General features: G+C 73.9%; 16 protein-coding genes. 15 read left to right on the top strand and 1 reads right to left on the bottom strand.

The window, feature by feature from the left end; genetic code table 11:
• Positions 1–6 precede the first annotated feature (6 nt).
• Both AB0H71_RS22055 and AB0H71_RS22050 read left to right on the top strand, forming a co-directional pair.
• Entirely contained in the window at positions 7–363 is a 357-nt protein-coding gene (locus AB0H71_RS22055) for a rhodanese-like domain-containing protein (RefSeq protein ID WP_357023892.1), read from the top strand.
• A 368-nt stretch (positions 364–731) separates the two neighbouring features.
• On the top strand, positions 732–1,286 hold the full coding sequence (locus tag AB0H71_RS22050; RefSeq protein ID WP_357023890.1) for a hypothetical protein: 555 nt from the start codon (positions 732–734) through the stop codon (positions 1,284–1,286).
• A gap of 25 nt (positions 1,287–1,311) precedes the next feature.
• Here the strand turns inward: AB0H71_RS22050 and AB0H71_RS22045 are convergent, their stop codons facing one another.
• Positions 1,312–1,644, bottom strand: a complete 333-nt coding sequence (locus AB0H71_RS22045; protein ID WP_357023887.1) for a helix-turn-helix domain-containing protein — start codon at positions 1,642–1,644, stop codon at positions 1,312–1,314.
• 197 nt (positions 1,645–1,841) lie between these two features.
• Between AB0H71_RS22045 and AB0H71_RS22040 the strand changes: the two genes are divergently transcribed.
• The 13 genes from AB0H71_RS22040 to AB0H71_RS21980 are packed head-to-tail and all read left to right on the top strand — an operon-like array spanning position 1,842 to position 14,014.
• The gene (locus tag AB0H71_RS22040; RefSeq protein WP_357023885.1) at positions 1,842–2,108 is read left to right on the top strand and encodes an acyl carrier protein; all 267 of its coding nucleotides are present in this window, start codon (positions 1,842–1,844) and stop codon (positions 2,106–2,108) included.
• 37 nt (positions 2,109–2,145) lie between these two features.
• Positions 2,146–3,627, top strand: a complete 1,482-nt coding sequence (locus AB0H71_RS22035) for an MFS transporter (protein WP_357023883.1) — start codon at positions 2,146–2,148, stop codon at positions 3,625–3,627.
• Positions 3,624–4,514, top strand: coding sequence for a hypothetical protein (locus AB0H71_RS22030; protein ID WP_357023881.1), 891 nt, complete (start codon positions 3,624–3,626; stop codon positions 4,512–4,514). The genes AB0H71_RS22035 and AB0H71_RS22030 overlap by 4 nt, the downstream gene beginning before the upstream one ends.
• 36 nt (positions 4,515–4,550) lie before the next feature.
• Entirely contained in the window at positions 4,551–5,747 is a 1,197-nt protein-coding gene (locus AB0H71_RS22025) for a cytochrome P450 (protein WP_357024520.1), read from the top strand.
• 4 nt (positions 5,748–5,751) lie between these two features.
• Positions 5,752–5,979: a ferredoxin gene (locus AB0H71_RS22020; protein ID WP_357023878.1), complete on the top strand. Its 228-nt coding sequence runs from the start codon at positions 5,752–5,754 to the stop codon at positions 5,977–5,979.
• Positions 5,976–6,716, top strand: coding sequence for an SDR family oxidoreductase (locus AB0H71_RS22015; RefSeq protein ID WP_357023875.1), 741 nt, complete (start codon positions 5,976–5,978; stop codon positions 6,714–6,716). The genes AB0H71_RS22020 and AB0H71_RS22015 overlap by 4 nt, the downstream gene beginning before the upstream one ends.
• A gap of 36 nt (positions 6,717–6,752) precedes the next feature.
• Entirely contained in the window at positions 6,753–7,703 is a 951-nt protein-coding gene (locus tag AB0H71_RS22010; RefSeq protein WP_357023872.1) for an aromatase/cyclase, read from the top strand.
• Between the two features lie 23 nt (positions 7,704–7,726).
• Positions 7,727–8,188, top strand: a complete 462-nt coding sequence (locus AB0H71_RS22005) for a nuclear transport factor 2 family protein (protein WP_357023869.1) — start codon at positions 7,727–7,729, stop codon at positions 8,186–8,188.
• Positions 8,185–9,750 (top strand): ABC transporter substrate-binding protein, encoded by a 1,566-nt coding sequence (locus tag AB0H71_RS22000; protein WP_357023866.1) that lies wholly within the window; start codon positions 8,185–8,187, stop codon positions 9,748–9,750. The genes AB0H71_RS22005 and AB0H71_RS22000 overlap by 4 nt, the downstream gene beginning before the upstream one ends.
• On the top strand, positions 9,750–10,736 hold the full coding sequence (locus tag AB0H71_RS21995) for an ABC transporter permease (RefSeq protein ID WP_357023863.1): 987 nt from the start codon (positions 9,750–9,752) through the stop codon (positions 10,734–10,736). The genes AB0H71_RS22000 and AB0H71_RS21995 overlap by 1 nt, the downstream gene beginning before the upstream one ends.
• Positions 10,723–11,529: an ABC transporter permease gene (locus AB0H71_RS21990; protein WP_357023860.1), complete on the top strand. Its 807-nt coding sequence runs from the start codon at positions 10,723–10,725 to the stop codon at positions 11,527–11,529. Before AB0H71_RS21995 ends, AB0H71_RS21990 begins: the two co-directional genes overlap by 14 nt.
• Complete coding sequence (locus AB0H71_RS21985) at positions 11,526–13,127, top strand: ABC transporter ATP-binding protein (protein ID WP_357023858.1); 1,602 nt, start codon at positions 11,526–11,528, stop codon at positions 13,125–13,127. The genes AB0H71_RS21990 and AB0H71_RS21985 overlap by 4 nt, the downstream gene beginning before the upstream one ends.
• Positions 13,124–14,014 (top strand): glutathione S-transferase C-terminal domain-containing protein, encoded by an 891-nt coding sequence (locus AB0H71_RS21980; protein ID WP_357023855.1) that lies wholly within the window; start codon positions 13,124–13,126, stop codon positions 14,012–14,014. The genes AB0H71_RS21985 and AB0H71_RS21980 overlap by 4 nt, the downstream gene beginning before the upstream one ends.
• Positions 14,015–14,053 lie beyond the last annotated feature (39 nt).

Genomic DNA, 14,053 nt, shown 5'->3' with positions numbered 1-14,053 from the left:
GAAGGAATGAGTACCAAGCTGCGGCACTACCTGCGCAGACCACCGGCGGTGAGCGCCGCGGAGGCGCTGCGGCTCGTGGCCGATGGCGCGCTGATCGTCGACGTCCGGCGCGAGTTCGAGTGGAGCCGCACGCACATCCCCGGCGCGGTGCACCTGCCGCTCGAGGTGTTGCTCGACCGCTGCCCCGAACTGCCGGAGGAGCGGCTGCTGATCACCTTCTGCACCGGCGGGCTGCGCTCGGCGGGCGCGGCCAACCTGCTGGTGGAGAACGGCTTCGACGCGGTCAATATGAGCGGCGGGCTGATCCAGTGGCGGGCGGCGGGCGGCGCGCTGACCGGCCGTGGCCAGGAATCCGGGGAGTAAACCCCTTCCGCCCCTCACGGTGCGGTACGGGCTCCCGGCGGTAAGCCCTCTGACCTGTAACTTTCCTCGATTCGGGTGATCAGCCCCATTAACGTCGCCAGTGCGTCGGGGAGAGACCCCGGTCGCGTTCGAGAGAGAATGGGGAGAACGACATGGGTCTTGTGGACTTGCTGCTCGGTGTGATCGGCGGACTCGGTGACCTGCTCTTCGGAGTGGCCGGTTCCTCCTGAGCGCTCGACCGCGTACCAGCCGCCCCCGTCCGGATTCTCCGGGCGGGGGCGGCCCCATTTCCGCGGTAATCGGCCGCGCGCGGCAGCGGGACCGTATCGTTGCGGCATATTTGCCGTATCCGCGGATGGGAGGCAAGGGTGGGATCGGAATGTGCCGACGTCGTCGACGGTGAGCTGGTGCGGGCCTCCGCGCGGCTCGCCGAGCTGGCCGGCTGCCGGGTGCACCTCGTCCGCACCGGCCCCGGCAACGGGGGCGGTGCCGTCGACACCATGACGGTGCGCTGGTGGGACGGCCTCACCACGACCGGAATGCGGGAACTGCTCACCGATTTCGAGCCGCTCCGGCCGGACTCGCGGAGCGTCCCGCTCTGCTTCGAGCACCGGCTCACCTCCTGGGGACGGGCCGTCGGCGCGCTGCGCTGGCTGGACGAGGACCCGCGCCGGACCGGGCTGCACGAGGCCGTCGTGGCCCAGATGGCGGCCGAGCAGATCGCCTACCCCGACCACGGCGCGCCGCACTGGCAGCAGCGTGCGAGCGGGTTGCTGTCGCTCGGTCCGCGGGAACGCCAGTTCACCCTCACCGCGCTGCGGCTGCTGCTGCAGTGCGCCCGCGCCGACGGCTGGGACGGCGCGCAGCAGTGGCTGGACAGCCTGGCCGGCGGGACCAGGGCCTGCCTGCGCCTGGTGCGCTGACCGCCGCCGCCCCCCCCCGGAACCCCTACTGTCGCGACGCCGTCGTGCGGACCCAGCGCAGGAAGGGCTCGAGTTCGCGCGCCGCCTCGGCGCCGAGGTCGGTGAGCGCGTAGCTCACCGAGGGCGGGGCGGTGGGCAGCACCGTGCGCTCCACCAGGCCGTCACCGGCGAAGGTGCGCAGCGTCTGGGTGAGCATCTTGTCGCTGACGCCGTCGATCCGCGAGCGCAGCTGATGGAAGCGCAGCGGCCCCTCGGACAGCGAGGTGAGCACGAGCACCCCCCACTTCCCGGTGATGTGGTCGAGCAGCGCCCGGCCGGGGCAATCCCGGCGCAGCAGCGCGCGGTTCTCTGGAATCACGGGCAAAAGCGTGGTCATCTGCAAGCTTTCCGTCGGTGAGCAGCAAACCTGAAAGTGGCTTCTTACCAATCTACCGTTCCGGTGGCGATGATGGTCACGGATGGCCTTCGGCGGCTACAGCGCGATTCCAGGGATCGTCCAGCGGGTGCTGTCAGGCTCGGCTGGTCCGATCGAGGAGACGAGCTGAGGAGCGAACCATGAGCGTGCAATTCGGCGCCGCGGAGCTGAAGGACATCCTGCGGGAAGCCGCCGGGGAGGACGAATCGGTCGATCTCGAGGGCGATGTGCTCGACACCGACTTCGCCGAACTCGGCTACGACTCGCTGGCACTGCTCGAGGCCGCCGCGATCATCGCGCGCCGCTACGGCGTGAAGTTGTCCGACGACGAACTCGAGAACATCACGACCCCACGCCAATTGCTCACCCAGCTCGAGATCGGGCTGCGAGCGGGCGCCGGAGCCTGACCACGGGCGGCGCCACGACACGATCGGGAAAGCGGATATGACGAACAGAATCGACGGGGCGCCCGCGCAGGCGGCGCCGGGCCCGGACACCGCGCGCCGCGCCGGGGACTGGATCCTGGTGGCGCTGGCCTGCACCGGGCAGTTGATCGTCGTGCTCGACGTCTCCATCGTCAATGTGGCGCTGCCCGGCATCCGCGCCTCGCTCGGCTTCGCCGAGGCGGATCTGCAGTGGGTGGTCACCGCCTACACGCTGACCTTCGCCGGCTTCATGCTGATCGGCGGCCGGGCCTCCGACCTGTTCGGCCGCCGCCGGGTCTTCGTGCTCAGCCTGGCGCTGTTCACGCTGGCCAGCCTGGCGGGCGGGCTCGCGCCGAACGCGGTCTGGCTGGTGGTGGCGCGCACCGTGCAGGGCATCGGCGGCGCGGTGCTGGCCCCGGCCACGCTGGCCATCCTCACCGCCGCCTTCGAGGAGGGGCCGCGCCGCACCCAGGCCATCGCCACCTGGACCATGATGGGCGCCGTCGGCGGCGCGATCGGCGCCGTGCTCGGCGGGATCCTCACCGAATTCCTCTCCTGGCGCTGGGTTCTGCTGGTCAATGTGCCGGTCGGGCTGGTGCTCGCGGTGCTCGCGCTGGTGCACCTGAACCGGGATACCGAGCGCGCGCCCGGCAGGCTCGACGTGCTCGGCAGCCTGACCGTCACCGCCGGTTTCATCGTGCTGGTCTACGGCCTGGTGCGGTTCGGCAAGGAGGCGAGCCTCGACCCGATCGCGACCGCCGCGGTGCTGGCCGGGATCGCGCTGCTCGCGCTCTTCGTGCTGATCGAGGCGCGGGTGGCCGCGCACCCGCTGCTGCCGCTGCGGATCGTCCGGCAGCGCGCGGTCGCGGTGGCGAACCTGACCATGTTCCTGCTCGGCGCGGGGTTCTTCTCGGTGCTGTACTTCGTCTCGCTGTATCTGCAGGGGGTGCGCGGGCTCTCGGCGCTCGCTGCCGGGCTGGTGTTCGTCCCCTTCGCGGTGACCACGGTGATCGGGGCGCAGTCGGCGGCACGGCTGCTGAAGCGCGGCACCGCCCCCCGGCTGGTGATCGCCGCGGGTACCCTGCTCGCCGCGCTCGCCTTCGCGGCGCTCACCCTGCTGAACGCCGATTCGTCCATCGGCTGGTCGGTGGTGCTGCCCGGGCTGGTGGTCTTCCTCGGCATCGGGCTGGCGCTGGCGCCCACCGCGGCGACCGCGATCGGCGGCGCCGCGCCGCAGGACGCCGGCGTGGTCTCCGGGCTGGCCAATGCCACCAGGCAGCTGGGCGGCTCGGTCGGGCTCGCCGTCCTCACCATCGTGGCCGCAGCGCGCACCCGCGGCGACGACGCGCCGGACGCGACGGCGATCACCGACGGCTACACCACCGCCTTCGCCGTCGCCGCGGTGATCCTCGTGCTCGCGGCGCTCAGCGCGGCCCTGCTGCCCGGCCGCCCCGGAAAGCCGCGCACCGGAACCAGTTCCCGAGCAGAAGAGAGTCGATGATGACCGCACTGCCCTCGCCCGTCGATCGGCTGCTGGCCGACGTGCACGCCTGGCCGCTCTTCGCCGGGCCCGCCATCCACACCAGGGCACTCACCGCCAGCGACGACGCCGAGATCTTCGAGCTGTGGCTGGCCGAGGAGCGCGCGGTTCGCCCGGTGGTGCTGGAGCGCCGCGCCGGCGAGGACGGCACGGTGCTGGTCTTCGGCGCGGACACCGGGGCGCCGGTGACGGTGCGGCGGCAGCGCGGCGCCGCACCGGAGGCGGTGCGGGTGGCGGCGGAGCCGGGCGCGCCGCTGCTGCCCGCGGTGCGCGGGGTGCTGGCCGAGCTCACCGAATCGGCCGCGCTGCCCGGCGGCCACGGCGCCTGGGTCTACACCTTCGAGGACGTGGTGCGCACGCACGGCGCCGCCGCGCACGCCTACGCCTTCCTGCGCGACCTCACGCTCTGGCCCGCCGCCCTCGCGCACATCGAGGACGTCGTCTGGGACGAGGACGGTGACGGCGTGCAGCGGGTTTGGACCACGGTGCTCGCCGACGACGGCGCGCGCCACCGCATTCCGTCGCTGCGGGTGCTGCTCGGCAGCTCCCGGGTGGTGTACAAGCCGAGCTCGGTGCCGCCGATCGCCAGGGCGCACCTGGGGCAGTGGTCGGTGGAGCAGCACGCCGGGTCGGTGACGATCACCGGCAGGCACACCGTCGCGCTGGATCCGGTCGGCATCGAGAAGGTGCTCGGCCCGGACGCCACCGTCGAGGCCGCCACCGGGCGGGTCCGCGCCGCGCTCGGCAAACACAGCCTCGACACGCTGGAGGCGGCCAAATCCCATGCCGAGAACCGGCTGCTCTCGCACGATCCCGCGTTGTCCTGGGACCGGCTCGGCACCTCCTGACCGTCAGCCCATCGAAGGAAGGTTCCGGCCTTGTCCGTGCACACGCCGACCCAGGCGCCCCCGTTCCCGTTCGAGCGCACCGACGAGCTGCACCCGCCGCGCGAGTACGCGCTGCTGCGCGGCAGCACCCCGACCGCGCGGATCACCCTCTACAGCGGCACCGAGGCCTGGCTGCTGACCCGCTACGAGGACGTCAAGGCGGTCCTCGGCGACCACCGGTTCAGCGCCGACGCCCGCAACGCCGGCTTCCCCTTCGTCTCCGCCGCGCTGCGGGCGAGCGTGGGGCAGAAGCACATCCCGTTCCTGCGGCTCGACCCGCCGGAGCACGACCGGCTGCGCCGGATGCTGAGCCGGGAGTTCATCGTCAAGCGGATCGACGCGCTGCGCCCGGCGATCGAGGCCATCGTGGACCGCTTCATCGACCAGCTGCTCGGCGCCGGGCACCCCGCCGACCTGGTGGCGAACTTCGCGCTGCCGATCCCGTCCGCGGTGATCGCCGAGCTGCTCGGGGTCCCGTACGCCGACCACGAGTACTTCCAGGAGCGGGGCAGGCGCATGCTCAGCTCCGAGTTCACCCTGGAGCAGAGCGCGCGGGCCGTCGTCGAATTACGGGAGTACCTGGGCGAACTGGCGGAACGCAAGCGCGCCGAGCCGGGCGACGACGTGCTCTCCCGGCTGGTGCACGAGCGGGTGGTGACCGGCGAGCTCGACCCCGAGGACCTGAAGAGCTCGGCGCTGCTGCTGCTGGTCGCCGGGCACGAGACCACCGCCAATATGATCGGGCTCGGCGTCTACACGCTGCTCGGCCACCCGGAGCAGCACGCCCGGCTGCGCGCCGACCCCGCGCTGATCACCCGGGTGGTAGAGGAGCTGCTGCGCTTCCTCTCCATCGTGCACACGGGGGTCCCGCGGGTGGCGCTCGAGGACGTCGAGATCGGTGGCACGCTGATCCGGAGGGGCGAGGGCGTGATCGCCTCGGTGCCCGCCGCGAACCGCGATGAATCGGTCTTCGCCGAGGCCACCCGCTTCGACATCGACCGGGAGCCGAACCGGCACCTGGCCTTCGGCTTCGGCATCCACCAGTGCCTCGGCCAGCCGCTGGCCCGCAGGGAGCTGGAGATCGCGCTGACCCGGCTCTTCGAGCGGGTGCCGACGCTGCGGCTCACCGGCGACAGCACCTTCGGGCCGGAGAAGTCGGTCTACGGGCTGCACGAGCTGCGGGTCGCGTGGTGACACCGTGGCCGTCCGCATCCGCACCGACGCCGGGCGCTGCATCGGCTCCGGCCACTGCGCCCGGCTGGCGCCGGAGTTCTTCGACCAGGACGACGAGCTCGGCACCGTCGTGCTGCGGCCCGGCCTCGCCGCGGCCGAGGTGGCGCTGACCGCGCGGCTGGCCGAGGTCCGCGATACGTGCCCGGTGTCCGCGATCGCCTTCGCGGCCGGGCGGAAGGAGCAGCAGGTATGAGCGACAGCGAAACGCGCGAGCCGGTGGTGCTCGTCACCGGGTCGTCCTCGGGGATCGGCGCGGAGATCGCCGCCCGGTTCGGCGCGGCCGGGTACCGGGTCGCGGTGAACTCCGCGAACTCGGTCGAGGCGGGGGAGAAGGTGGCCTCGGACATCCCGGGCGCGCGCTACTTCCGCGCCGACATCACCGACGACACCGAGGCCGCCGACCTGGTGAACCGGGTGGTGGCCGAGTTCGGCGGGCTGGACGTGCTGGTGAACAACGCCGGGGTGACCAGGCAGATCCCGCACGCCGACCTCGCGGCGGCCTCGGTCGAGGTGTGGCGGGAGATCTTCGAGGTCAATGTGTTCGGCACCTGGCGGCTCACCGTCGCCGCGGCCGAGCACCTGCGGCGCTCCCCGCACGGGCAGATCGTCAATATCTCCTCCATCGCGGGCAGCAGGCCCGCGGGCAGCTCGATCCCGTACGCGGTGAGCAAGGCCGCCGTCGAGCACCTGACCCGGCTGCTCGCCGCCACCCTCGGCCCGGAGATCCGGGTGAACGCGGTGGCGCCCGGGCTCATCGACACCGCCTTCACCACCGCGCTCACCGGCCCGCGCGCCCAGGTGCGGGAGATCGCGCCGCTGCGCCGCCTCGGCGCGCCGGGCGACGTCGCCGAGGCGGTGCTCGGCCTGGCCCGCGCGACCTACGCGACCGGCACCGTGCTGCTGGTCGACGGCGGCGTGCACCTGCGCTGAAACCCGAATCCCCACCGCATGATCCAGGAGCTCGACATGCCCGCACCCGATACCGAGTACACCACCAGGCACACCGTCAACGTGGCCGCGCCCGCGGCCGCGCTCTACGCGGTGATCGCCGACGCCGAGCGCTGGCCGGTGGTCTTCCCGCCCACCGTGCACGTGCGGCGCGCGGCCGCGGGCGGCGACGACGAATTCCTCGACCTGTGGGCGCACGCGCCGGGCACCGTCAAGTCCTGGCGGTCGCGGCGCGAGCTCGACCCCGAGCGGCGCACCGTGCACTTCCGGCAGCTGGTCTCCGCGCCCCCGGTCGCCTCGATGTCCGGGATCTGGCGGGTGGAGACGCACCCGGACGGCACCGCCACGGTGATCCTGGACCACACCTACACCGCGCAGGACGACGACCCCGAGCACGTGGCCTGGATCGAGCGGGCGATCGACGCCTACAGCGAGCAGGAGCTGGCCGCGGTCGCCGCGGCGGCGCGCGCCGCCGCGGACGGCTCGGTCGCCACCTTCACCTTCGCCGACAGCATCGAGATCGCCGCGCCCGCGCAGCCGATCTTCGACTTCCTGTACCGGGCCGACCTGTGGCCGCAGCGGCTGCCGCACGTGTCCCGGGTGGCGCTGAGCTACCTGGACGAGACCCAGGTGCTGGAGATGGACACCGTCACCGGCACCGGGGAGGCGCACACCACCCGCTCGCACCGGGTCCGCAGCGGGCCGTTCGAGCTCGCCTACAAGCAGGACGTGCTGCCCGCCGGGTTCCTCGGCCACCACGGCCGCTGGACGCTCGCCGAGTCCGGCGGGAGCACCGTGGCCACCTCGCACCACACCGCCCGGGTCGACGTCGAGGCGCTGCGCGCCCGGCTCGGCGCCGCCGACCGCGCCGATGTGGAGCGGCGGGTCCGGGCCGCGCTCGGCGGCAACAGCATTCGCACGCTCGAGGCAGCGCGGGACTTCGCCGAGGCGAAGCGCTCGGTGGCCTGAGCACAGAGAAACGGGAGAATTCCGTGACCATCACCGACGATTCCGGGACCCTCCGGCACGATGTCGAGACCTCCGTCCGCGTCCGCGACTTCCTGGCCCGCCAGGCGCGGCTGCTGGACGACGTGGACGCCGACGGCTTCGCCGCCACCTTCACCCCGGACGGCGTGCTGCGCCACGCCTCCAGGGACGACGCGCTGCGCGGCCGCCCGGCCATCGCCGCGGCCACCAGGGCCACCGCCGCCGCGCACGCCGCGGCGACGCACCGGCACTGGTTCGACCAGTTCGTCATCGACCCCGGCCCGTCCGCCGAGATCCTGCTGGTCAGCTACTACGCGCTGACCTCGCTCACCGACCGGGAGGGGGCCGTGCGGTTCCTGCCGAGCGTGCTGGTGCGCGACGAACTGCACCGCGCCGAGGACGGCACCCTCGCGGTCGCCGACCGGCTGGTGATCCGCGACGACCTGGCCCCGGCGGCGCGGCCATGAGAATCCGCGCCACGGCGCTGGCCGCGGCCCTGCTCGGCACGCTCGCCGCCGCGGGCTGCGGCACCGCGGACTCCGCGAGCGGAAAGGATGCGCTGACCATCGCGACCGCCAATACCGCGGACTGCGTCGACCCGGCGCAGAACCTCACCGCCAACAGCAGCCCGTTCGTCCGGCCGCTGGTGGACTCGCTGGTCTACCAGGACCCGGCCGACGGCTCGCTGCACCCGTGGCTGGCGCGGTCCTGGAGCGGCAATGCCACCGGTACCGAGTGGACCTTCGTGCTGCGCGCCGGCGTCACCTTCAGCGACGGCGCCCCGCTCGACGCCGCCGCGGTCAAGACCACCTGGGACGGCGTCGTCGCGCTCGGCGCCCAGGCGGCCACCGCCAACAGCTTGCTCAGCGGGTACGTCGAGGCCGTCGCGGCGGCGCCGGACACGCTCACCGTGCGCTTCACCGCGCCGAAGAGCTCGTTCCCGCAGGCCGCCTCGACCACCGCGCTCGCCCCGATCTCGCCCGCCGCCTGGACCCGGACACCGCAGGAGCGCTGCGCCGGCCGGTACGCGGGCACCGGGCCGTTCACCCTGGAGGGCATCCAGGGCAAGGAGCGGGTCTCGCTGCTGCGCCGCCCCGACTACGCCTGGGGCGCCGAGCCGTGGCGGCCGGGCCCGGCGACGCTGCAGCGCCTCGACTTCCAGCTGGTGAAGGAGCCGGGCGTGCAGTTCGACGCGCTGAACTCCGGCACCGTCGACGTGGCGACCGGCATTCCGAAGCGGCAGCTGGACGGGCTGCCCGCCGACCGGTTCAGCACGGTGCGCATCGCCGCGCCCGGCATCGTCTACACCGCGACGCCGAATGTCACCCGCGGCCCGCTCGCCGACGAGGCGGTACGCCGCGCGCTGCTGCCCGCCACCGACCGCGGCCAGCTGGTCGGAGTGGCGCTCGGCGGCGCCGCCCCCGCCGCGACCGGCATCCTCACCGCCAACACCCCCGGCTACCTGGCGCTCGCCGACCAGCTCGGCTTCGACGGGGCGAAGGCCGCGCGGCTGCTCGACGCGGCGGGCTGGCGGCCGGGCCCGGACGGCGTGCGGGTGCGGAACGGGCAGCGGCTCAGCCTGGCGCTGACCTACCCGTCGGTGGATCAGATCAACGGCCCGCTGCTGGAGCTGCTGCAGCAGCAGTGGGCGCGCAGCGGGATCGAGCTGCGGCTGCGCGGCCTCCCGGTCGCCGAGCTCTCCCCAGCCCAGGACGCGGGCGACTACGACCTGCTGGTCTTCAACCAGGGCCGCGGCGATCCGGATGTGCTGCGCACCGTCTTCGCCGCCGCGGGCAAGAACCGGGCCAGGCTCGGCGCCGACGACCCGCTCAACGCCGCGCTCGACCAGCAGGCGGCGCAGGCGGATCCGGCGCAGCGCGCGGTCACCGTCGCCGCCATCCAGCGCGCCATCCTGGAGCGCGGGCTCGCGGTTCCGCTCTACGAACCCGGCGCGCTGGTGGCGACCGACTCCCGGCTCGCCGGGTACCCGGTGGACGGCAGCTTCCACGACACCGCGTGGGGCGCCTGATGCGCCGGTTCGTCGTGCTGCGGGTGCTGCAGGCCGCGCTCACCGTGTGGGTGGCCTACGGTCTCGCGTTCCTGATCCTGCGGGTGCTGCCGGGCGATCCGGTGCGGATCCAGCTCAGCGAGAGCGGCGCGGACAATGCCGAGCTCTCCGCGGCCCAGGTCGCGGCGCTGCGCGAGCGGCTCGGGCTGGACCGGCCGGTGTGGCGGCAGTACCTCGACTACGGAGCCGGGCTGCTGCGCGGCGACCCGGGGTACTCCATCCGGTCGAACGAGAATGTCGGGGCGGTGCTGCGGGACGCGCTGCCCGGCACCCTGGAGCTGGCGGGGGTGGCGCTCGCCATCGGGCTGCCCGCCGGGATCCTGCTCGCCGTCGCCGCGGCGCTGGCCCGGCCGCGCGGGCTGAGCCGGGCGCTGAGCACCGTTCCGGTACTGGCGATCTCGCTGCCCACCTTCCTGATCGGGCTGCTGCTCGTGCACTTCGTCGCCTTCGAGTGGCGGCTGCTGCCCGGCATCGGCGGGCGCGGCCCGGCCGCGGTGCTGCTGCCCGCGCTCACCCTCGCCGTTCCGGTGGCGGCGGTGGTCGGCCAGATCCTCGGCCGCAGCCTGGCCGCCACCGCCCGCCAGCCCTTCGTCCGGACCCTGCGCGCCAAGGGGATCGGCGAGACCAGGATCGTCCTCGGGCACCTGCTGCGGAACGCGAGCCTGCCCGCGCTGACCATGACCGGCATGCTGATCGGCGGGCTGGTCTCCGGCTCGGTGGTGGTGGAGACGGTCTTCTCCCGGCACGGCATGGGCAAGCTCACCGCCGACGCCATCGTGGACCGGGACACCCCGGTGGTGCTCGCGGTGACGGTGCTCGGCTCGGCGCTTATCGTCACCGTGAACCTGGTGATCGACCTGCTCTACCCGGTGCTGGACCCGCGGATCCGGCTCGGCGGCGGCAGGCCGCCCGAACTCGGCGCCCGGGGTGACCGTGCGTTCGCGTGACCGCGCCGGGGTGCTGCTCGCGCTCGCGGTGCCCGCGCTGATCGTCGGCTGGATGGTCGCGCCCGGCGTCTTCGCGCGCCACGACCCGCTCGCGGTGGACCCGGCGGCCACCTACCGCCCGCCCGGCGCCGAGCACTGGTTCGGCACCGACGGCCTCGGCCGCGACCTCTTCGCCCGGGTGGTGCACGGCACCTCGGCCTCGGTGCCGGCCGCGCTGCTCGCGGTCGCGGTGGCGCTGCTCGCCGGTGGGCTGCTCGGGCTGGTGGCCGGGTACTTCGGCGGGCTCACCGGCGACCTCGTCGGCAGGCTGGTCGACGTGCTGCTCTCGGTGCCGTCGTTCCTGCTGGCCATGAGCCTGATCACCACCTTCGGGTTCGGCACGGTGAACGTGGCGCTCGCGGTCGGGCTGGTGAGCATCGGCAGCGTGGCCCGGCTCACGCGGGCGGAGGTGCTGCGCATCGCGGCCCGGCCGTACGTCACCGCCGCGCGGGTCTCCGGCCGCGGGCACCTCGCGGTGCTGCTGCTGCACGTGCTGCCGAACGCCACCCGGCCGGTGGCGGCGCTGGCCGCGCTGGAGTTCGCGGCCGCGGTGCTCGGGATCTCGGCGCTGTCGTTCCTCGGCTTCGGCGCGGCGCCGCCCTCGCCGGAGTGGGGTGCGCTGGTCGCCGCCGGGCGCGGCTCGGTCTCCACCGAGTGGTGGCTCGGCATCGCGCCGGGGGCGGTGATCGCGGTCGTGGTGATCGCGGTCAACGCGCTCGCGGCGTACCTGCAACCGGAGGAGGCCGGGACATGACCGCGGTACAGACCGCGACGGTGCCCGCGCTGCGGGTGCGCGGGCTCACCGTGCGCTACGCCGGGCGGGAGCCCGCGGTGCGGGACGTCGATCTCGAGGTGCGGCCGGGGGAGATCGTCGCGCTGCTCGGGCAATCCGGCTCCGGCAAGTCGAGCATCCTCAACGCGGTGCTCGGGCTGCTGCCGGAGGGCGGGCGCGCGGAGACCGCCGAGCTGGCCTTCGGCGGGCAGCCGGTGGACCCCGCGGACCGGCGGCAGCTGCGCGCCATTCGCGGGCGGCTGGCCGGGCTGGTGCCGCAGGACTGCACCGTCGCGCTCGATCCCGTGCTGCGCGTCGGCCCGCAGATCCTGGAGGGGGTGCCCGGTGCGCGGCGGCTCTCCCGGGAGCAGCGGCGGGCGCGGCTCGCCGAGCTGCTCGGCCGGGTCGGCTTCGACGACCCGGAGGCCGTCGCGCGGCGCTACCCGCACGAGCTCTCCGGCGGGATGGCGCAGCGCGTGCTCATCGCGGTCGCGCTGGCCGCCGGGCCCGCGCTGCTCGTCGCCGACGAGCCGTCGGCGGCGCTGGACACGCTGGCGCAGGCCAGGGTCATGGATTGGATCGCCGCGCTCGCCGAGCGGGAGCGGATCGGCGTCCTCCTGGTGACGCACGACCTCGCGCTGGCCGCGCAGCGCGCGCACCGCGGTGTGCTGCTCGGTGGCGGAACCGTCGCCGCCGACGGCGATATCGCCTCGGTGATCCGCGCCGCCCGCGTGCGGCCGGGGACGACGCCGCGGCCGGACGAGCGGGTGCGCGTGCCCCCGCCCCGCGCCGGGGACACCGCGCCCGCCGAGCTCCTGACCCTGGACGGGGTCCGCCGCCTGTACCCCGGCGCGCACGGCCCGACCGGCGTGCACGACGCCTCGCTGACGCTCGCCCCCGGCGACGCCCTCGCCCTGGTCGGCGGCTCCGGCGCGGGCAAGTCCACGCTGGCCCGGCTGCTCACCGGCCTGGAACCGCCGGACGCCGGCGCGGTCCGCTTCGCCGGCACCGACCTGCGCGCCCTCGACCGCGCCGGCCGCCGCGAGTTCCGCCGCGCGGTGCAGCTCGTCGCGCAACAACCGTTCTCCGCCATCGACCCCCGCTACTCCGCGCACCGCGCCATCGAGGAGCCGCTGCGCGCCTTCGGACTCGGCGACCGGAAGAACCGGGTGCGCGAGCTGGCCGAGCGCGTCGGGCTCCCGGCGAACGTGCTGTCGCACACTCCGGACCGCCTCTCCGGCGGCCAGTGCCAGCGCGTCGCCATCGCCCGCGCCCTCGCCACCGGCCCGCGGGTGCTCATCTGCGACGAGGCCGTCTCCGCCCTGGACGACACCGCGAGCACCCGGATCCTGGCGCTGCTGCGCACCCTGCGCGCCGACCTCGGCCTCGCCGTCGTCTTCATCACGCACGACCTCAATGCCGCCGCCGCGGTCACCGAGCGGCTGATCGTGCTGGCCGAGGGCCGGGTGGTCGAATCCGGCGGCACCGCCGAGGTTCTCGGCAACCCGGTCCACCCGTACACCCGCGATCTCGTGGCCGCGACCCCGCGGCCCGTTCCCGACCCCGAGGAGAACCGATGAGCACCGACGTGTTCCGGCGCGCCGACCAGGCTCCGGCCGCGAGCTGCGACATGCCCGATTCCGCGGCCGGGGTGATGCGCCGCCCGGACGGCTCGATCGTCCGGCCCCCGGCCCGGTTCCAGGGCAGGCTCGGCACCCCGTCGTTCCCGGCCGAGCCGGAGCGCTACCGGCTCTTCGTGAGCTGGGGCTGTTCGTGGTCGAACCGCGCCGCCATCACCCGCAAGCTCAAGGGGCTGGAGAACACCGTCGCGATCTCCTACTCCGACGACGACCCGGCCGCGCTGCGCGCCGTCTGGGAGGCCATGGAGCCGGGGCACCGGGCCGGCGTCCCCACGCTGTGGGACACGCACAACCGGGTGATCGTGAGCAACGACGCCGACGCCATCAGCCGCGACCTGGCCATTCGCTTCGACGAGTTCGCCACCGGGGACGCCGATCTCTACCCGGCCGCGCTGCGCGCCGAGATCGACGAGATCAACGAGTGGCTCTACGACAATATTCACAGCGTGATCCACATCCTCGGGCACGAGGCCAGGGAGGAGAACCACCGGGCGCTGATCGCCGACACCATGGACGCGCTGGCGGGCCTCGACACCCGGCTGGCCGGCCGCCGCTACCTGAACGGTGACACCATCACCGAATCCGATGTCCGGCTGTACGTCTCGCTGGTCCGCTTCGAGGTCGCCTACCCGGGCATCTTCGAATCCAACGCGCGGTATCCCGGCGGCTTCCCGCACCTGTGGGCCTACGCCAGGTCGCTGCACGCGGTGCCGGAGTTCGCCTCCACCACCAACTTCGAGGTGATCCGGCGCAACTTCGGCACCAACTTCGCGTTCCTGCGCGAACACCAGGTGGTGCCGGAGGCCAGCCCCTCGCGCTGGAGCTGAGCGGCTGGACCGTTCGTGGACCGTGGCTGGAGCAGCGGC

Origin of the sequence: Nocardia sp. NPDC050697 (assembly GCF_040654395.1) — a bacterium.
GTDB lineage: Bacteria > Actinomycetota > Actinomycetes > Mycobacteriales > Mycobacteriaceae > Nocardia.
The sequence above is the reverse complement of the archived record's forward strand: the minus strand, read 5'-3'. Positions and strand labels throughout refer to the sequence as shown.